28 protein-coding genes are annotated in these 19226 nt (G+C 34.1%); 2 read left to right on the top strand and 26 right to left on the bottom strand.

What is annotated here, in order from left to right; genetic code table 11:
- Positions 1–3: 3 nt before the first annotated feature.
- Entirely contained in the window at positions 4–465 is a 462-nt protein-coding gene (locus LMF32_RS10910) for a hypothetical protein (RefSeq protein WP_230524755.1), read from the bottom strand.
- A gap of 267 nt (positions 466–732) precedes the next feature.
- Between LMF32_RS10910 and LMF32_RS10905 the strand changes: the two genes are divergently transcribed.
- Complete coding sequence (locus LMF32_RS10905) at positions 733–1155, top strand: hypothetical protein (protein ID WP_230524754.1); 423 nt, start codon at positions 733–735, stop codon at positions 1153–1155.
- Between the two features lie 103 nt (positions 1156–1258).
- Here the strand turns inward: LMF32_RS10905 and LMF32_RS10900 are convergent, their stop codons facing one another.
- The 16 genes from LMF32_RS10900 to LMF32_RS10825 form a co-directional block, all read right to left on the bottom strand.
- Positions 1259–1573 carry an addiction module toxin RelE gene (locus tag LMF32_RS10900; protein WP_230524753.1) on the bottom strand — a complete coding sequence of 105 codons (315 nt, stop codon included), beginning with the start codon at positions 1571–1573 and terminating at the stop codon, positions 1259–1261.
- Positions 1573–1896 carry a type II toxin-antitoxin system Phd/YefM family antitoxin gene (locus LMF32_RS10895; RefSeq protein ID WP_188204641.1) on the bottom strand — a complete coding sequence of 108 codons (324 nt, stop codon included), beginning with the start codon at positions 1894–1896 and terminating at the stop codon, positions 1573–1575. Before LMF32_RS10895 ends, LMF32_RS10900 begins: the two co-directional genes overlap by 1 nt.
- Positions 1897–2033: 137 nt before the next feature.
- A complete protein-coding gene (locus tag LMF32_RS10890) occupies positions 2034–2300 on the bottom strand; it encodes a hypothetical protein (RefSeq protein WP_230524752.1) in 267 nt (88 codons plus the stop codon).
- Positions 2301–2576: 276 nt separating this feature from the next.
- On the bottom strand, positions 2577–2762 hold the full coding sequence (locus LMF32_RS10885) for a hypothetical protein (RefSeq protein ID WP_230524751.1): 186 nt from the start codon (positions 2760–2762) through the stop codon (positions 2577–2579).
- 205 nt (positions 2763–2967) lie between these two features.
- On the bottom strand, positions 2968–3861 hold the full coding sequence (locus tag LMF32_RS10880) for an SDR family oxidoreductase (RefSeq protein WP_230524750.1): 894 nt from the start codon (positions 3859–3861) through the stop codon (positions 2968–2970).
- Between the two features lie 140 nt (positions 3862–4001).
- A complete protein-coding gene (locus LMF32_RS10875; RefSeq protein WP_230524749.1) occupies positions 4002–4337 on the bottom strand; it encodes a hypothetical protein in 336 nt (111 codons plus the stop codon).
- Between the two features lie 45 nt (positions 4338–4382).
- Complete coding sequence (locus tag LMF32_RS10870) at positions 4383–4778, bottom strand: hypothetical protein (protein WP_230524748.1); 396 nt, start codon at positions 4776–4778, stop codon at positions 4383–4385.
- Between the two features lie 116 nt (positions 4779–4894).
- Positions 4895–5230: a hypothetical protein gene (locus LMF32_RS10865; RefSeq protein ID WP_230524747.1), complete on the bottom strand. Its 336-nt coding sequence runs from the start codon at positions 5228–5230 to the stop codon at positions 4895–4897.
- A gap of 48 nt (positions 5231–5278) precedes the next feature.
- Positions 5279–5773, bottom strand: a complete 495-nt coding sequence (locus LMF32_RS10860; protein ID WP_230524746.1) for an NUDIX hydrolase — start codon at positions 5771–5773, stop codon at positions 5279–5281.
- 105 nt (positions 5774–5878) lie between these two features.
- A complete protein-coding gene (locus LMF32_RS10855) occupies positions 5879–6082 on the bottom strand; it encodes a hypothetical protein (protein WP_230524745.1) in 204 nt (67 codons plus the stop codon).
- A 130-nt stretch (positions 6083–6212) separates the two neighbouring features.
- A complete protein-coding gene (locus LMF32_RS10850; protein ID WP_230524744.1) occupies positions 6213–6590 on the bottom strand; it encodes a hypothetical protein in 378 nt (125 codons plus the stop codon).
- Positions 6591–6667: 77 nt separating this feature from the next.
- On the bottom strand, positions 6668–6862 hold the full coding sequence (locus tag LMF32_RS10845) for a hypothetical protein (RefSeq protein ID WP_230524743.1): 195 nt from the start codon (positions 6860–6862) through the stop codon (positions 6668–6670).
- A 16-nt stretch (positions 6863–6878) separates the two neighbouring features.
- On the bottom strand, positions 6879–7244 hold the full coding sequence (locus tag LMF32_RS10840) for a hypothetical protein (protein ID WP_230524742.1): 366 nt from the start codon (positions 7242–7244) through the stop codon (positions 6879–6881).
- Positions 7245–7452: 208 nt separating this feature from the next.
- Positions 7453–7830 carry a hypothetical protein gene (locus tag LMF32_RS10835; protein ID WP_230524741.1) on the bottom strand — a complete coding sequence of 126 codons (378 nt, stop codon included), beginning with the start codon at positions 7828–7830 and terminating at the stop codon, positions 7453–7455.
- A 576-nt stretch (positions 7831–8406) separates the two neighbouring features.
- Positions 8407–8853, bottom strand: coding sequence for a hypothetical protein (locus LMF32_RS10830; RefSeq protein ID WP_230524740.1), 447 nt, complete (start codon positions 8851–8853; stop codon positions 8407–8409).
- Positions 8854–8855: 2 nt separating this feature from the next.
- Positions 8856–9053: a helix-turn-helix transcriptional regulator gene (locus LMF32_RS10825; protein WP_092480012.1), complete on the bottom strand. Its 198-nt coding sequence runs from the start codon at positions 9051–9053 to the stop codon at positions 8856–8858.
- 186 nt (positions 9054–9239) lie between these two features.
- Between LMF32_RS10825 and LMF32_RS10820 the strand changes: the two genes are divergently transcribed.
- Complete coding sequence (locus LMF32_RS10820; RefSeq protein ID WP_079650520.1) at positions 9240–10346, top strand: IS4 family transposase; 1107 nt, start codon at positions 9240–9242, stop codon at positions 10344–10346.
- A gap of 184 nt (positions 10347–10530) precedes the next feature.
- On the opposite strand, the gene LMF32_RS10815 is transcribed toward LMF32_RS10820, so the two are convergent.
- The 9 genes from LMF32_RS10815 to LMF32_RS10775 all read right to left on the bottom strand — a co-directional run bounded on the left by LMF32_RS10815 (position 10531) and on the right by LMF32_RS10775 (position 19122).
- Positions 10531–11010 (bottom strand): hypothetical protein, encoded by a 480-nt coding sequence (locus LMF32_RS10815; protein ID WP_230524739.1) that lies wholly within the window; start codon positions 11008–11010, stop codon positions 10531–10533.
- A gap of 130 nt (positions 11011–11140) precedes the next feature.
- The gene (locus LMF32_RS10810; protein WP_230524738.1) at positions 11141–11704 is read right to left on the bottom strand and encodes an HAD-IIIA family hydrolase; all 564 of its coding nucleotides are present in this window, start codon (positions 11702–11704) and stop codon (positions 11141–11143) included.
- A 60-nt stretch (positions 11705–11764) separates the two neighbouring features.
- Complete coding sequence (locus LMF32_RS10805; RefSeq protein WP_230524737.1) at positions 11765–12610, bottom strand: GNAT family N-acetyltransferase; 846 nt, start codon at positions 12608–12610, stop codon at positions 11765–11767.
- 14 nt (positions 12611–12624) lie between these two features.
- A complete protein-coding gene (locus LMF32_RS10800; RefSeq protein ID WP_230524736.1) occupies positions 12625–13068 on the bottom strand; it encodes an ASCH domain-containing protein in 444 nt (147 codons plus the stop codon).
- A 32-nt stretch (positions 13069–13100) separates the two neighbouring features.
- The gene (locus tag LMF32_RS10795) at positions 13101–13550 is read right to left on the bottom strand and encodes a GNAT family N-acetyltransferase (RefSeq protein ID WP_230524735.1); all 450 of its coding nucleotides are present in this window, start codon (positions 13548–13550) and stop codon (positions 13101–13103) included.
- Positions 13551–14647: 1097 nt separating this feature from the next.
- Positions 14648–15754, bottom strand: coding sequence for an RNA polymerase sigma factor RpoD (gene rpoD, locus LMF32_RS10790; RefSeq protein WP_188205481.1), 1107 nt, complete (start codon positions 15752–15754; stop codon positions 14648–14650).
- Between the two features lie 75 nt (positions 15755–15829).
- A complete protein-coding gene (gene dnaG / locus LMF32_RS10785) occupies positions 15830–17704 on the bottom strand; it encodes a DNA primase (protein ID WP_230524734.1) in 1875 nt (624 codons plus the stop codon).
- Between the two features lie 227 nt (positions 17705–17931).
- The gene (locus LMF32_RS10780) at positions 17932–18504 is read right to left on the bottom strand and encodes a hypothetical protein (RefSeq protein ID WP_230524733.1); all 573 of its coding nucleotides are present in this window, start codon (positions 18502–18504) and stop codon (positions 17932–17934) included.
- Positions 18505–18591: 87 nt separating this feature from the next.
- On the bottom strand, positions 18592–19122 hold the full coding sequence (locus tag LMF32_RS10775; protein WP_230525116.1) for a transcription repressor NadR: 531 nt from the start codon (positions 19120–19122) through the stop codon (positions 18592–18594).
- Positions 19123–19226 lie beyond the last annotated feature (104 nt).

Below are 19226 nucleotides of genomic sequence, written 5' to 3'. Positions count from 1 at the left end.
AAATTAATCTTCCAAGAATCCTTCATCCATCAAGTAGCCTTCAGCTGCCTCTTTAGATTTGAAGATGCCTTCGATTTGTCCGTTCTCAACGAGTACAGCCCACATAGGGTGATCATACTGCAAAACCAATTTTTCGCCATAATGATTGGTCCATAATTCTTGGTATCCCACTTCATAGCCGTTTTCTTTTTTCTTCAAATACTCTAAAGCTTTATCTACTAAATCTCTGATTTCCGCTTCAGAAGCTTCTAAAACAGAAATATACCCTTCTTTTTCCGTTTCTTCTTTAGGCATGTACCCTGCATAAATCAAGGCATTGCCATTTGGGTGTAAGAAACGTACGACCATCGTTTTAGCAATAGCACTTCCTTCAAAATGGTAATTCACTCGGTTCATGGATACAGGTGCAGCTGTTAGTTCTGGGTAGCTGTCAAAAATAGCCTTTTTTTCTTCAAATGATAACATGTAATTGCTCCTCACTCATACTTTCGTTCCTTTTCAGTATAGCAGTTTTTCAGTGAAATTACTTAGATAAGTATGATTTTTTAGTTAGATATCCTTTACGAATAAACATGCGGACGAGTATTATATGATGATGTTAAACCGATTATAAAATCTAAGACTATTGATTAGTGTTATGTAAACGGATAAAATAACGAGAAGGCAATAAAACAATGATATTCATTCGTTGGAAACCAAAATTGCGGAATTATCTATAAAAGAGGTGGTGTATTGAATTTTTCAAGATACTTTTTAACGGAGAAGCATGAGTTTTACCGTTTTGATGAAGATTCCGAAACGATTGCTTACTTCCTAATAACCGATACAAAAAATCGTACTCCTGAGTCTTATGGAAAAGCTCTATTTGATGATTCCTTCGAGCCTTCAGACAATGACTTTTCTGTAAAAGTTGGTGTATTAGACGATTTAACTGAAAAACAAAAAGAATGGATATTGTCTTTTGCTGAGAGTTTATTAAGTTACAAATACGATATTGATTATTCTGTCGATTTTTTTGACTTGAATTGTGATTTTGAAGTTGATTATCCATATGGATCTTGGTTAACTGAATTCATTGAAATGGTAAATGACCAATTCGAATCAGGTATTCAAGTAGAAAATACTCAGTCCTTTATGAATTTAATCCAGAAATAAATACATATAGGAATCATACTAAACACTACACCCCTCGTACTTATCTTATTTAGATAAGTACGAGGGGTGTAGTGTTGTTTATTGATAGTTAATGATTGAAAAGTTATTGTCTTTTTGCTCTTCTTTTCTCAGCTGTAATAAAAACTTTTTCTTCATCCTTTTTTCCAATAGTAACAATCTCGATTATTTCTATTTTTCCATTTACAGAGGGTTTAAAAATAAGACGAATACCCAGTTTTTGGTTTTTCAATTCTTTAAATCCTGCTAATTTTGCATAGTTGGTATTTCCAAGACTCTTGCCAATCTCTGATCCTCGAATTTTTAACCGCTCTTCAGCTGCGTCCACCCATTGTTTTAGTATGCCGTCTAATTTCTTGTAATCTTTTTGAGCTTCTTCCCAAAAATATACCTGAGCCATTAGTCAAATAACTCTTTGTCAGACATAGTAACAAATGGATTCTTTTCTCGCTCTGTCTCAAGAACTTGTTCAGCAGGAATGAGCTTGCCTGGACCTTCAATGATTCTACCTTGCACTTGAGTGTAAAAAAGTTTCTCTTCTAATTCTTTATAACTATTAACTAACTTTTCATATACCTCATTGCTAAGAATCACAGCTTCAGGTTTATTATGATTAAAAATGAAAGTTGGTTCGCCCGTTTCATTTGTTTCTTTTACAATTTTTGAGAATTCTTTTTTTGCTTCAGTAATGGATTTCATTTTCATGTCAAAAGTTTTTAACATTTATGATTTCCTCCATTTCTTTAATCTTTTAATTTATTATATCTAAAAAAAGACCTTTATTCAAATCTTATTAAAGTGTTTTTAACAACTCTTTCTCTGGATGAAATATGCACTTATTTATTTAAAGCATACCTATTTCAAAGAACAAAAACAGCCCAGTAAAAAGCTGCAATTAAGAAAGAGACAGCTACTAAACTATTGAAAAAGACAGCAAATTTTGCTCCTTGAACAGGATTTTTATAATGCCTCAAAGCAATCAAAGCGAAGTTTCCAGCTAATAAGATATACGCTGATACTTGCCAAGTACTGAAAGTTATCTTGTGCATAGAATATGGAATCAAGAGCAATAACATCAAAATAAAAATGGCTACTCGTAAACTAACATACAGTTTTGTGGATTTCATCTTAAACTAGGCCCCATTTCATTATTTAGTTGCGTCAGGAGTACAGCGTCTTTTTTTGAACCATCTCCAAAAGAATAAAATTATTTCAGGTACTATTACAACCCCGATAACGATAAACAAAGCAGACATAGATCTATCTAATAAATGTTCATAAGCCCAGATGTAAAAAATAACCAATATCAATATACGCAGAATAAAACTGATAACTTTCTTTCCCACTAAAAAAAACTCTTTTCTGATTAATTTGGTTAACGAAGCTTGTACATTTTATAGAAATCATCGTGTTTGTTTATTCAAGAAAAGAGTTACTATGTATGCGAAAAGAGCTAATATTCCCCAATAAGTAAAGCTCAAGAAGACACCTATTCCATTAATAGGAATAACTGCATTTGCAATTGGATTAAAAATAATATCGAGTGCTAAAAAATTGAGTATTGTTTGAACAGTCGTTTTAACTGACATCATGTGACCTCCATTTATGGAATATCATAAATTTTTCTGTATGCTGATATGTATAAATAATAACCGTGATTTATTACTATCATTTTAAACCTCCTTGTCTCTTTTTACTATAGTTAGTTGCAATATAATATAGAAATTCTCAAACGATACATAAAAAGAACCTGAAACATTTTTGTTTCAGGCTCTTCAATAATCAATATCAAGTTTATAAATCGATCGGTTGTCCACCAGTTACACCATAGATTTGACCCGTGATATAACTTCCTTCATCTGATGCCAGTAAAACGTAGACTGGAGCTAATTCGACAGGTTGTCCGGCACGTCCAAGTGGGCTGTTTTGTCCAAATTCAGGAACTTGCCCTTCTAGTTTTCCATTGTCCAATTGCAGCGGTGTCCAAATTGGACCAGGTGCTACACCATTGACGCGCACGCCTTGTGATGCAAAGTAAGAAGACAAGGAAACTGTAAAGTTGCTGATTGCTCCTTTTGTAGACGCATAGTCCATTAATGGTTCGCTTGGATTAAATGATTGAACGGAAGTTGTCGTGATGATCGCACTTCCTGGTTTTAAATGTTCTTCTGCAGCTTTTACAGATTCAAACATACTGATGATATTTACTTTGAAAGTATCGTGGACTTGTTTCATCGACAAATCACTTAACGAAGGGCGAGCAATTTGCTGAGCAGCGTTTAATACTAATATATCTAAGCCGCCAAAAGCTTCAACCGTTTTTTCAACGATTTCTGTTGCTGCACCATCTTCACGCAAGTCATATGGCAATAGCAATGCTTTTCTGCCTTCTTTTTCAATCAATTCTTTTACTTCATTAGCGTCTTCTTCTTCACCTGGGAAGAAATGAATCGCCACATTGGCACCTTCTCGAGCATAAGCTATAGCAGCTGCTCGTCCCATACCTGAGTCGCCGCCTGTGATTAAAGCGTTGCGTCCCTCAAGTCGGTTATACCCTTTATACGATTCTTCACCGCAATCTGGTCTAGGCTCCATCTTACTTTGTAATGCTGGGGTGTTCTGTTCTTGTTCCGGAAATTTATCCGCATAATACTTGTTACGTGGATCTGTTAAATGTGTATTTTCCATCAAAAGTCATCTCCCTTTTTTATGATTACATAAATAAGGATAACAAGATAATTTTTATATGGCTATTGATACGCATCACATTATCAATAAAAAACAGTTCTCCCCAAACATCGATTTTAGGAAAACTGTTATGTGTTTTATCAATAGTCAAGCTGTCTTAAATACAAAATAATTCTCTTTTTTTCATCAAATTTTGCATTGTACTGTCTAATAGCATATTCTAATGTTCTCTTTGTTTTTGGCTCATCGCTGAATGCGTTTAATAATTTATAAACCAATTCTGAAATTATATAGATCAGTCCTGAAGAACCTAATTCAAGCCCTAACAGCTCCTCATCAGACAACTTGGTGTCTACTAATCTTTTTACTTCCTGATTGTATTCACCTTTAATCAATATGTAGTCTTCTTTGCGTTGAAACGCTTCTAGTAAATCTTTCTCATTCAACACTTCAAAATAAACAAATTCTTCTGCCAAATGAACATCTCCCTTTCAATAGAAATAAAGGCTCTTTAATCAACTTTATTTTTTATGGAATATAGAGTATACAAAAATCCCACCATAAAACCCCGCATATTTAGGAAAATCTTGTAAAAGATATCTAATCGCTGAAACATTTTCTATCAAAATTGGTGTGAATAAATGAGAGACAGACAGCGTCAAATAAATTGCGAAGCAAACAAAAGCAATCAAACGAAAATTCACTTCTCTCATATATTTTACTGAATATAACGCGATAAAGATTAGTAACATAACCAAGAAAGTAGGAGTTAAGGTATAGAGCACCTGAACATGGGGTTCTGAAATAAATTCACCTCTCAAAAAAGTTTCTTCTGTTACTTGTAAAAAGTATCGGTAACCAATCATCAAAATTGTCGGAATTAACACAAACAAACCATAAAAAGTTGTTTTTTTCATAGACATTTTCATCTCCCTATTTTTAGTTTAGAAACTAAGCTATAAACCTTGTTATTTTGCTCAATAAATTGAGTATTTTTTTAAGAAGCGTCCTATTTAATGTACAGATAAATTCTTTACTTTTCTGTCATAGACCGAGCGTACTTATCTAAGCCGATACCATTCAAATAAAGAGCTATCGACAAGAGTAATGTTACAGTGGTCATATCTTTTGGAAATATCACGATCATTAATAAACTAATACCGATATCTATTAAAAGACTAGTACAAATTATACGTTTTATTTTTTGCTGTATTTCTTTTGAGAAACAGTTTAATCTATCCAATATCTCTACAGGAATCCAAAAAGAAGTGAGTTTAAAGGAGACATTATTTATCAAAAATCCAAGCAATGCGATTATTTTGGTTAAAATCAACAAACTAAAAACGATATTAATTATGCCATTTGCCATAGGGTCCTCCTATACACTAAGGGGTAAGATTTTTTGATTACTTCACATTTAAAAATTATCTTTTACTTCCCAAGATAAAAAAACGCTTTTTTCTAATACCTTTTTATCTTTTTGTACCTCGTCCAAAACTTTCAATATTAAGGGAGATGCATTCTCAGCATTTAACTCTGTTATAGGAACCCACTCTATACCGTTAGAATCATTTTTTCCATCTTCTACTATTTCAGGAATACTTCCTTCATTTTCAGATAATTGAATATCATAAAGTGCAAAAATATGATGAGTTGTATACTCAGGAGAACTTTTAACAAAACTATCATAAATCCGATTGTTTCCGTACTTCGAAACTTTATGTCCGGTTTCTTCTAAAACTTCTCTCGTTAATGTTTCCGTCAACCCTTCCCCGTCCTCTTGACTGCCACCAGGCAAATCGTATCGATTCTGATAAGGTCCTGCATTTTTTCGTATACATAACAGCCTATCTTCAGTTATATGAACTCCGTATACTCCAATATGTTGATGATACTTCTCTCCATTGTACATTCATATACCCCTTTTTCATCATAAGTTCAAAGCCACTGACTTAAGTTCATGTATTTGTTTTTAAAAATAGGCTATGACCGATTTTTAACAGAACTAAACTCTATATCAATAAAATTGAATCGTGCAATTATCAGTCGCTACCAGAGCAATCTCTTCTTTAACAAAAACTTTTTCTCCTACATGAAATTCAGTAAGGTTCTCGTTCCTAACTTGTCTATCAGCGATATTAAATTCATCGCAGTTTATTTTGTAGGTCTCCCTAAAATTATCTTTGTAGACTATGGAAACCTCAATCAGTTCTTTTTCCATCATCATATCTCCTTTTAACTAGTATGCTTTCGCAGCAATTTCTCAAGATATCAAAATTACTCAAACGCCTCTCTCTTGAGAATACTTTTGATCAATCCTCCAGATATTAAATGATGGATCAAAACTTGGGTTAAAACTGTTCAATTTGTTCAAGTTTTTCTACTATCAATATACTTAGATCAATTGCTTCACCGTAATCAACAGGTGAAGCTGTGTCTTGAAGAGTCGTTAAAACAATCATATTTTTATAAGTCATAACAAATGGAACACAATAAACGTTGTCTTGACTGAAATATAACCAGTCCGAACCTTGAAAATCATTGGTAATATTTTCTTCATTACGCATAAAAGAAATAGTGAAATACTTAGTGCCGTTTACATAAGTAATAGTTTTTTCAGTTGCTTTATCTGAACCTGAAGAGAGTTCACCATCAGAAGTCAAGAACTCTCTTTTATTGAAAGACAGTTCTTTATCTATAGCCGTAACTGAGTTACCTAAATTACTCAATTAAGGATTCACAGATTAAATTTTCTAACCTTTTCCTTAACTTGCTCCACTGCTGGTCAGCCATATCATTCCCTCCTCTAAATAGTAGGATTCTTTTTCTTTTGATAAATCATTCCTACTAAAAAAACAGTGGCAATAGCCAGAAAAATCAAACTTAAGTATCTAAGACTTTGGGGACTGGTAAAGTAGGTTAAAAAAGAATACGTGTATTGCCATATGACCATACTGGGTCTAGTCATGTAGTTCCAGAATCGTTTCAAAATTTTTTTCATCGCACAAAACTCCATTCTATTTGTATTTATTAAATGCTTTTTGAATCATTTTTGTAGAGATAAAGCCTAAAATGATTGAAGCAAATAGTAAAATTACTGAAGGTAGCAATTGAGCAATGCCCTCTCCATAAAAATAATCCTTAAAGACCCATAATCCAATAAAAATGTAACCTAAAGTAAATACTAAGCGAAATATATAATTAAACAGTGTGGTAGAAAATGAAGAAGGATCTGGTGTTTTTTCGTCACTGTTGTTCATGCTGCCAGTAGTACGATTAGTATTTGTATTACCCGATGTCTGACTTGCATTTACCCTGTCATACATAGAACTGGAAATATTATTCTCTTTATCGTATTTGTTTTGATGGTCTCTGTTACTCATCTTAAACACCGCTTTCTGTGATAACGTTCACATCACCATTATACCTTAGTTGAAAGAAAGTAAAATAACAATTTGTATAAAAAACTGATTTGTTAAAAGTATTTGGATAGTAACCTATGCAAATTAAACGTCCACGTAAACAAAAGCAAAAACAACCATTCATCATTTGAATGGTTGTTTTTATATGTATTCAAAAAATTATGTTTGATTAATTCAATTTTTTCAACCGAAAACCGTTAAGGATAGAAAATGTGAGAAATAATATCATAATAGCGGCAACTAGGGCAACTATTTCATATATAGGGTGCACATTCAACGAACTTAGGAATATGCTGAAAAACAATAGAAAGATGCCAATATAAGTCCATTTTCCAGTTTTAATTTCAATGATATCGCCATCACTAACTTTTAGCTCATTACTTGTAATCCCAAGTTGCGATACTTTTAGCAACGCGTCTTCCTCTACAAACTGCAGCTCCAAAGATTCCTGATGAGAAATTTTAGCAACTTTTTTCCCATTTACTTTTATAGCAAAACGAACTGCCATACCCGTAAATCCGGTATTTCTAATGATTTTAATGGACATCCAATCACCCTCCCAAAATTTGATACGAATTTAAAATGATTATATAAACGCTTTTAAGAAAAGTGATTTGACGTTCAACACTTGAAAATAGAGTAACTATTTTTCTAACATACTATTTATCTTTCAGTTTCTCGAGTCCTTTCCTAATTATATAAACAACAGGTCTAATAAAAAAAGTTAGTCCTATCAGAATGAAAAAAGAACTGTATGTTAATTTTCCATTGATCAATAGATTTTTTGGATTACTAGTAGGAATTGGAAAAAACATTGTCGTGTAAATTATCCCTGTTAAAATATCCAATAATAAATACCATTTCGCATTCTCTTTTCTACTAAAATACGCATTGTGATAAATAGTAAACCCGTTAAAAATCAGTAGAATCAGTCCCATGATAAATAACGTTTCTAATCCTTGAGTTTCACCCCATTGATAACTCAAAAAAATCGTTTAAGATAAAATCAAACATCAAAAGAACTAATAGCAACATAAATGAATAGTATCCACATTTATAACGCATCATTTTCTGATATTCATCGTAATCGTTCATCATTATTCCCACCCCAGTTAAATAATTTTCATTCGTTCTTTTCCATCCTTTTTTCATTCCATTCTCGAATAAAGTAAGGGATTGAGATAGACAATCCTAATAATGCAGGCATGAGTTTAAAAATTTCAAATCCAATTTTGCCATTAATCAGAAGACTATTTGGATTAGAAATGAAATATTCAATAGTAAAAGTTAAATTTATAATCCCACTTATCAAGAAAAACCACATATACCCTCGTTTTTCATTCTCTTTTGTGTACCAAGCATTATGGTAAACACTGATGATTGTGTTAAACAATGAGGCGATCAGCACGATGACGAAAATCTCTATCTCTTTCGTTGTTCCCCATTCCCAGTGAGAACCTAATCTAACTGCTAAGAAAGCATTTATCAGTAGTAGACCAATAAGAAGATTAAAAGAATGATTAGCGCACTTGTACTTCATGAAAATTTGATATTCATCATATTTTTTCACTATTATTCCTCCCAGAATAAATCATTTAATGTTACACCCAGCACTTTACAAATCTTAATACACAGATTGATCGTTGGATTATAGTCTCCTCTTTCAATAGCACTGATCGTCTGCCTAGTGACATCCACTGCATCTGCTAGTTGTTCTTGGGAGAGGTCTTTTTGTGTACGAGCTGTCTTTAATCGAATGTTTTTAGCCATATATCTGCTCCTTTTAATGACAACTATATTTTACATTTAGACAATTATAACATACAGTTTTTATCACTAGTGTTGCATGAAACATAATATGTTTCACAATGTTATGTATCCTATTCCAATATGCAAAAAAGTCCTTTATACTGAACTTGGATGACTTATCCAAGACCAATAAAAAGGACCCAACTTATGGATAAGTATAAACTAAATTCTGCTTTTAATAAATGGTTTTCGGCAATTAAGTTAGAAAAATTACCGATTCCTATTCGTGAAAAGGTTTTTGCCTTTGATAAATACCATAAGAAACTTAGTTTCTTTCGAGCTCTGCAGCTTTTTCTTCATGCGATCAATGAAGAGAAAGAAAGTCTCAGAGATATGGATACTGCTTTTGTTTCCAAAGAACTTCAAAAAGAGATTGGGATTGAAAGCATCAGTTATTCTCAGCTTTCTAGAGTTCTTCCCAAAATGGATTCAGAAATTCTTTTAGCTATTTTTTACCAGCTTCTCAGTCAGGTTAAAAAGAAAATGCCCGTGGATAAGCGAAATAGTCTCTATTTAATTGACTCTTCGACCTTTTCATTGAATCAAAATCTTTATCAATGGGCTGATTTTCGTAAAACGAAATCAGGAGTTAAGCTTCACTTAAAACTCTGCTTTATGGATAATGACCATCTTTATCCAGATGATTTTACACTAACTAATGCGATTGAACATGATACAAACCAGTTGGAAGTGTTGGTCAATCAACCTGAGGCAACTTATGTATTCGATCGTGGTTACCTAGATTTCGAACGAATGGATAAAATGCACTGGAATGGTTATTTCTTTGTGACGAGAATCAAAAAGAATACAAAAGTTCATGTTTTGGAAACATTAGCAGCTTCCAAAGAAGACTCTATTATCAGCGACCAATTGGTCGCATTAGGTGCTCAAAACTATCTAACTTCCCGATTTCGTTTAGTGACTATTCAAGATCAAAAAGGGAAAGTTCTTCAGTTCATCACGAATCGTTTTGACTGTTCCTCTGCTGAAATTGCAGAAATGTATAAAGCTCGTTGGCAAATAGAACTGTTCTTCAAACACATTAAACAGCATATGACAATCAAAAAGTTTTTTTCAAGAAGCGAACAGGGAGTCGTAAATCAATTGATTTTAGCCTTGATTGCCAGTTTACTAACCTATTTGATTCAGTTAGAAACAAAGACTGGACAGTCTATTTTCCAAATTAAACGACTTTTTCGTTACCTCCTATTTCAACCTGCAGAAAAATGGATTGAACTTTTAGTGCCCAATTGACTACAATAAAACGTTGTTGTTGGATGCTAATGGAATCAGCTAAATAAGCAAAATTTTCTGGAAATAGTCATCCTTTGCGTAAGCATTCGATTTTTTTTACTTTTTTCAAGAAAATAATAATTCAGAATATTCTGACTATATTTATGCAACACTAGTGAGTTTTAGTAGTTAATTCTTCCGAATTTCATCTCGCCTTAAGTCTGTATGATGAACTAAAAAGTCCTGAACGTTTCCATTTCCAATTTCCAACATTTGGAGACATTTTTCTTTGAATGCAAATTGTTATATACCAAAGCAAAAACAACACCAAAATAGATATCATAGCAGCTACAGAATTCATCCAAAAGCTAGTGGCAGGTAAAAGGCCAACTTTGTTCATCAAAGAAAGAATAGTTGGAACCATAAAAGATGTTGTCAGATAATTTGCTATAAATAAACAACCAGCATCTCGTATCAAATTATAGTAATGATAATTTTTTTGATAATCTAAAATGCCAAAAAAGATTAAGTCTGCAATTATATTTATCAGGAGTAAATAACCTATCAGGACATAATTTGCTTCATATGTGATTAAGGAAATTAAAACTATCAGCACAGGAGTTTTGAATAGCCGTTCATAAAAACGTAATTGGTCTTCAAATTCTAAATCTTTAAATTTCCTCACAGTATCACCTCTCCCCCATCTTATTTAATAACCCCAAAGATTACATTAGGTTCTTCAATAGATTCATTGAATGTATTTTGCAAAAGTTCTTTAGAAATGGGCGAATTTTCTCCTGCTAGAATAAAAGATTTCATAAATCCTCAATTTGTTTAAAAAGAATTTTCTCTATAGCATCTAAACAATCTTCTGCAATATGAGTTGGTTTTGTTTCATTCCATAAGTGTCTATTTTTTGTTAAACTTTCAATTCCTTCACCTGTTAAGACTAGAACGCTTTTCATATCGGAATTTTTAGCAAGGAGCATATCATTTTTCCCAGAATCTCCTACTACATAACATTTTTTCGAGTCTAAATCATATTTTTTTATAGCTTCCCTAACAAAAAAAGGCTGAGGCTTTTTACAATGGCAATTGTCTTTTCTAGCGTGTGGACAAGTATACACTTCTGCTATCTTAACCCCTTCATTTTCTAATTTATTCAATAATTTTCCTAGAGAATCATTGTATTCTTCCAGTGTCATTCGCTCATGAGCGATATGACTTTGATTCGTAATTATTATATTTAGAAAACCATTCTCGTCAGCTTTTTGCAACGCTGGTACAGCTTGGTCAAAGAATTTAAAATTATTATTTATTAGAGTTTGACTATCTGCACCTAAAGTACCTAAAAGATCCCAAATTATTGCCTTATTCATAAGCAACAGATTCTCCCCGTCTTAACTTTTTGAAATGGATGAAAAAATTATTGTCTCATTCTACAAAATATAAGCATCTAGCGATAAGCTAGCATCATACTTAAAACAATTTAATGCCGCAAAAGCATAAAGATCAACATCATCGGCCTCGATACTCACTGTCTCATATTGAGCAATCAGATTATCCATTACTTTTTTATAAAATGGCATATAACTTTTGATATCGTAAATATCTGCTCCACCAATATAGCCTATCTCTATCTCACGACTATTATCTGTACTGTAACAAAATACATAAGATCTAATTTCTTCATTTTTTATAAGTAATTTAGACTCCTGGAAATTTAAATCATCGATTATTATTTCCTTCCACTGAGCCGTTGTGATGTCTTCTCGTAATGGATTGATTCTTTTATGAAAGTCTATATAATTTTTCAATTGCAATTTAAAGACTTGATCCTGAATTTTATCAGTCATCATTCCTAATGAATAGATCTCTCCATTTACTTGAGATGTTTCTAGGTTGCTAATTTTCGCTTCCGTTAAATTGGGTGTATAACATTTCCGCACTAATTCGAATCCACACTTGATTAAAAAATTTGTAGCTGCATGATCTGTTGATTTAACGGAGACTTGAAGCTTTTTAGTATCTGAAGTTAGATACAACTGATCAAAAAGTTCTCTCCCGATTCCTTTCTTTCGATAGTCTGGGTGAATATAAATTCCTATGTACTCTCTGTAAGGGTGAATTGAATTTTTCCATAAACTTCCTATCCCTATAAGATTTTCGTTTTCTATAGCTAGAAAAGTTATCTTTGCTTCCTTACCCCAAATTAAAGAGTAAGAAGCAGTTTTTAATAGTTGATTTATTGCTTCATCGAATGCTGGTTTATATGGGATAAACATGTTGCTTCTCCTAACTAAGGTCTATAAATAACCTCGAATTCTTCACACACTACTAAAGCTTCTTCATCGAAAATCCGATTGTTATTTGTATATTCTTTTGAGAAGAAGTCAATATGCACTTTTCTCCAATAATCCAATGTTCTATCACCTTCGCCCTCTTTAAATGCATGATCTTTTGATACCTTATTGAAAGGTGTCACATAGACTTTTGTTATTTTGATAATACAAACAGCATTACCATTTCCATCCAAAATGATGCTTAATTCATTTTCTTGCGGTATCACTTCATCCTCTATTTCATACAGTTCATATCCTGAAGTCGTAGCCGTTTTAATACCTCGCAAAGTTAATTCAGCTAATTCGTCAGGATACGCACCATAACTCCAAGCTTCATAGTCAGCATTCTTTTGTTCTGGGTATTCCTCAATAAACCGCCCCCATAATTCCGTTGCTTTCATTCATATTCCCTCTCATTCTATAGATTAAAAAATTATTTAAGTTCATAATGTAAAACATATTTGTTATCTTCTTTATTAAAAGAATAGTCTCTAAATCCTTCTGAACGCAATAGATTTCCCATTACTTCATTACCTTTAACATAATCTGCAATTAAAACAGTGTATTTATTTTTTTCTTTACTCATTTGTATAACTTTTCTTATCGTTGCTCGACCATGGCCTTTCCCTTGATATTGTTTTCCAATCATCATGCGCCAAATCATAATTTCTTTTTCATCTTCATCAATATCTAACAGTAGAAAACCTACAACTTTATTTCCATCTCGTATGGCATAAGGAAATACATCATTATTATTGCGATACAAATAACATTCCGCTAAAGAATGGACATTAGAAGCAACAAAATGTTTTTGGTCCTCAGTAATTTCTAGATTGATTACATCTTTAAAATTTTCTTCATTAACAGGTACAAATTCAATCATCTCATATCAATTCCTTACTGAAGCTAATATATAGTTTAATAGTTTGTGACTTTTGTGATTGAAGAAACTTGAATAGGAAAACCGCTTCTCGGCATATTCTTGGTGGAATAGTTTTTCTTCACCATTCAAAACAACTACTCTAATAATTCAGTATTAAGGCATAAAAATAAACCAAATGAAGAAGCAGTAGCATAGAAACAAAATAACAATAATATACGTAACCAAAATCAGTACACTTATCAGTCGGATTGATTTAAGTTTAATAAAAATGTTGTTCTTCGAAAATAGAACGACTATTGTCACCAAAAATAAGAATAAAAACAATACTATGAATCCAAATAAATAATAACCAGGATATAAAAAAGGGGTTAAGTAAATCAAAAACAACCCTATTGATAACAAAACAGTTAAAAACAAGGAAAGAGAAGCTTTTTTTATATCCATATTTATCATCTCCAAAAGTAGATTAAATTTAAAATACAGAAAAATAAGATTAATCTCATCTTAATATCATTCTACACTAGAAATGCAAATAAATCACATGCTTTATCAAATCAGTTAACAAACTAGAAAAATGTGTCCCTGCCATAAACTCTACCGTCATAAGGCAGCTATAATTCCTTGATGCAGCCTTTAGAGACTTCCATAATTTTTTTGCGTTACCTTTGTATACCTAATTAACAGAAATAAGTAACGCAAAGCCAGCTTTAATTCTCTTAATCCTCAATTCACCTTAAAAAAGGAACACAAATTCAAATTTGTGTTCCTTTTTTGGCTTGAAAATCAATTAATGGATACGTAAAGACAGTTTTCTAAAATTTTTACAATGTTCCACCCACTTCAACCTTCTCTATTCCTCGGAACTAGAAACTCCTGTAGGAATCAGGAGTGCTGGTAGCCATGTAAAGGATGCAATGTGAATTAGCCAGGGTTTGGGCTTCAGCCCTTACGCTGGCTTTGAAAGCTTGCAAGTCTGGAGACGTTTTTTGGCTCCAGGCGTTCCCATGGCTTTTACCCAGCATCCCTGATTCCGGAAGGAATTTTTTTCAACAAAAAAAAACACTCACCACATGGCAAGTGTCTTTATAATTTATCTTTTATTCCAAGAAATCTTTCAATTGTTTAGATCTGCTTGGGTGGCGCAATTTGCGTAGAGCTTTTGCTTCGATTTGACGAATACGCTCACGAGTAACGCCGAAGACTTTACCTACTTCTTCAAGTGTTCTTGTACGGCCATCATCTAAACCAAAACGTAAACGCAATACGTTTTCTTCACGATCTGTTAAAGTATCCAATACATCCTCTAATTGTTCTTTCAACAATTCGTAAGAAGCATTGTCTTCAGGACTAGTTGCGTCGTGGTCTTCGATGAAGTCTCCTAAATGAGAATCATCTTCTTCACCAATAGGCGTTTCTAATGAAACAGGCTCTTGAGAGATTTTTAAGATTTCACGTACTTTTTCAGTTGGCAAATCCATTTCAGCACCGATTTCTTCTGGTGTAGGATCTCTTCCCAAATCTTGTAATAATTGACGTTGGATACGCACTAATTTGTTGATGGTTTCAACCATGTGCACTGGAATACGGATCGTTCTCGCTTGGTCAGCGATAGCACGAGTGATTGCTTGTCTGATCCACCAAGTTGCATACGTAGAGAATTTAAACCCTTTAGTATAGTCGAATTTCTCAACAGCTTTCATCAATCCCATGTTACCTTCTTGAATCAAGTCTAAGAATTGCATTCCACGTCCTACATAACGTTTTGCAATACTTACTACTAAACGCAAGTTGGCTTCAGCCAAACTTTGTTTCGCTTCAGGATCTCCTTCTTCGATTCGTTTAGCTAAAGAAACTTCTTCGTCGGCAGATAATAGATCTACACGACCAATTTCTTTTAAATACATACGAACAGGATCATTGATCTTAACGCCTGGAGGAGCAGTCAGATCTTCTGGTTTTTCTTCCTCTTCTTCTTTTTTCAGTTGTCGTTCAGTAGGATTTCCATCTTCTCCGACAACACCAATTCCAGCATCTTCAACGCGTTGGATTAAATTATCCATATCTGTAGCGTCTAAACTGAAAGGCGTTGCAATTTGATCAGCTAATTCATTGTACTTGATAATCCCTTTTATCTTGTACTCGCTGATAACTCTTTTTACCGCTTGTTCATACGTTTCTTTATTTGCAGTTTGTTTTTCTGCCATCAAAAAATGCCTCCCCTTTTCCAACTGAATGATTTAAAAAATACTTAAATCCATTAATTATGATCTTACCATACCTCACTTGTTTTTCAATAAGCGAGATAGATCCACGACTTCCTTCATTAGGATACGCAATTCATCTCGATTCCCTTGTCTGGAAGCTTCTTTTATTTGCTGCTGCTTTTCTTTGAGCTGATTTTCTAAAGAGGATTTTCTAGAAATAATATCTACACAGTCTATAATTTCCTGATTAGACATCTCTTCACTCACAGACATCAATTCAAGTTCCGCAATATGGTTCCTCAATTCAGGTTCTTTTACGAAATCCATAAAAGCTTCTACAGTTCCTTGATTATCTGTCTGTTCTTTAAAACTCTCAAACAACACATACAGCATTTGGTACTCATCGTGAAGAAAGTGAAAGTGTTCATCGATGCTTTTCAGCTGTACCCAAGCAGCTTCAAAATGGAACAAGCGATTCAGCAATAATCTTTCTGCCCGTTCAATCGGCCCAATCGTTCGCCTTTGCTGTTGAACTTGAGGAGCGACTGCTCTTCTGGGCGGCTCTTGCTGTTCTGTTTGTTTCCCTTTGTTTTTCTTGCTTTGGTACGCATAGAACGTCTGTTGGAACTGCTCTTTCAGTGTCTCGAGTGTCAAATCGAACTCTTCAGACAACTGCTTCAGATACACTTCTCGTTCTACTGCTGAAGGAATTGTCAGCATCTCATTGAGAATTTTTTCAATATACCCCAACCGTTCGCTCTCATTGTTTAAATTGAGCGATTTTCGGTAATAGCGCATCTTGAAGTTGAATAACGTATCTCGTCCATGACGGACAAATTCAACAAATGATTCCGGAGACTTTTGCTTGATGTAGTCATCAGGATCCAGACCTTCTGGAAAACTCACTACTTCTACATCAAAATGTGTTTCTTCCGTCAAAAGATCCGTAGCTCTTTTGGTTGCCTCAATCCCGGCATTATCCCCATCATAAGCTACTACGATTTTATCTGTGATTCGATCCAGCATATGAATCTGTTCATTCGTTAAGCTGGTTCCCATGGTAGCCAAGGCATTGGTCACACCGGCTTGATAAGCCGAAATAACATCCATAAAACCTTCAAATAGAATTGCTTCTTTTTCTTTTCGGATCGTTGAACGTGCCCGCTTATAGTTGAACAATACTTTTCGTTTATTGAACAAATACGTTTCTGGACTGTTCAGGTATTTAGGTTCATTGAAATGCGGATTTTCAGTCGCTTTGAACAGCCGGCCAGATAAAGCCACGACTTTTCCTTGCTGGTTTTCTACCGGAAATAAGATCCGGTTAGAAAATCGATCCATTTTATCCCCATTCTCACGAGTGATAAAGAGTCCAGATTCTTCCATCTGCTGCTCTGTATATTCTTTTCCTTGTAAATATTGCAGCAACACTGTTCGTTCTTTAGGAGAAAAACCGATTTTAAAGGTTTCAATTGTCTCCATAGTCAATCCGCGATCCAGTAAATACTGTAACGCTTCTTCACCAGCAGTCGTATTGACCAAGATATGGTGGTATAACTCCACACTATCTTCATGCATTTGGATCAATTGATCTTTTTTCGAGTCTCCTGCTGCTTGAAAACCATTCTGCTGCGGCAACAACTCATTATCTACAGGGATATTAGCCAATTCAGCTGTCTTAATGACCGCTTCTGGAAAAGATAATCCATCTACTTCCATTAAAAATGAATAGACGTTCCCTCCACGCCCGCAACTGAAACAATGATAAATTTGTTTTTCTTCTGTAACGGAAAATGATGGTGTTCGTTCTTCGTGGAATGGGCAAAATCCAAACAAGTTCTTTCCTTGTTTTTTCAATTGCACATACTGACTTACGACATCCGTGATGTTGGTTTTTTGCCGAATCTCATTAATTGTCTCTTCAGGAATCCTTACTGCCAAATACTCCACCTCAATCCATTCAAGACTGTTGTCTACTAAATAAACAGTAAAAGTATCTAAGAGTCGCACTCATCAAATAAGTGCGACTCAATTATTTTTCATTTATTATTATACGCAACAATACATAATGTATTATAGCATGTAAGGCTTTAAATTACAAAGTCAAAATATTATATGATCCGCTTTTCGGCGTATATTTGCTACGGATTCATAGACTATTTTGAATCGAAGCCTCCTTATTGGATGGACGCTACTTTTTTACCGATATTCGTCCGTTTTTCAAGTCCTAACCAAATGACTTGGGCGATAGTAAAATCGATCATACTGTGTACGACTGTGCCTAGTCCAACCAGCAATAATACGGAAGACATAAACCCTTGTGCGTAATACCCTTCTGTCATGTTTCCTCCGAAATAAAACAACGAAACTACTGCAATTTCACTTACAGCATGAACAATCCCGATCCCTAATGAAAAAAGAATCGATTGTCCTTTATTATTCAGTAAAGATGGGCGTTTTTTCAATAGTTGAGAACCGAGGACTACAAATACTACATGCGTCAGTGCCCTTAATGTTACCACTATTGGGAAACCGCCTAAAAAGAAGCCCATTGTTGTTCCAAGTGCAACGGTCAGCGCCACTCCTGGAGAAATGAACATAGCAATAAATATAGCAACATGACTCGCTAAAGTAAATGAGGCTGGTTCTAAAATGATCTTTACCGGACTGATCATCGGAATCAAAATCCCGATAGCGATCAATATAGCTGTTAACGTTAATTTTAATGTCTGATTTGTTTTTGTTTTCATTTTTTCACGATCCTTATAGGTTTTTTACAGGTGTCAAGACACCTGTAAAACAATTATATAAGTTATCCGAAAAATGTCAATATAAAATCAGCTTACGTACAATATATTTAGTCGCTTCAGTTCTTCTTTGATTTCTTCAAACGTTTCACTGTCTTCACAGGCAATGGTGTGTAAATGGATTCCATTGGTTAAGTCTGAAAGCAATCCTGTTTCCGTTTCTAGCACCCGTTTCGTAAATCGGTCTGCGTCTTTTCGAGAAGCAATGTTTAACCGCCCCGCCAACTCTCCATAAATTGGGTGTTCGACAATGACGTCTAACAATTCCCCACCTTTATCGACCACGGCATACAATTCCTGTTTCGTCTGGTTGCCTGTATGCTGACAAGCTATGGTACCGGTATATTGCCGGTATGTATTTTTCGACCGGGCAGCAGCATCTAACACATAACCGCGCGGGGTTGCAATAATATCTACTCCAGAAGCACGCAGTAAAGAAACGTCCCCCACAATCACTTGTCTGCTGACACCGAACTGTTTAGCCAGCTTTGACGCACTGAATGGTTCGCTTTCTTGTCTTAATGTTGCAATAATCGATTCTCTTCTTTGAGCAGCATCCATAATCTTATCCATCCTTTTTTGTCCTTAATGTATTCATTATACAAAAAGGATCCTCCATAATACAACGGAGGATCCTTTTATATTTGGAGGTGCGGATGTTTTTT

Origin of the sequence: Desemzia sp. C1, assembly GCF_020882875.1 — a bacterium.
GTDB lineage: Bacteria > Bacillota > Bacilli > Lactobacillales > Carnobacteriaceae > Desemzia > Desemzia incerta.
This window is presented reverse-complemented; position numbering and strand designations above follow the sequence as displayed.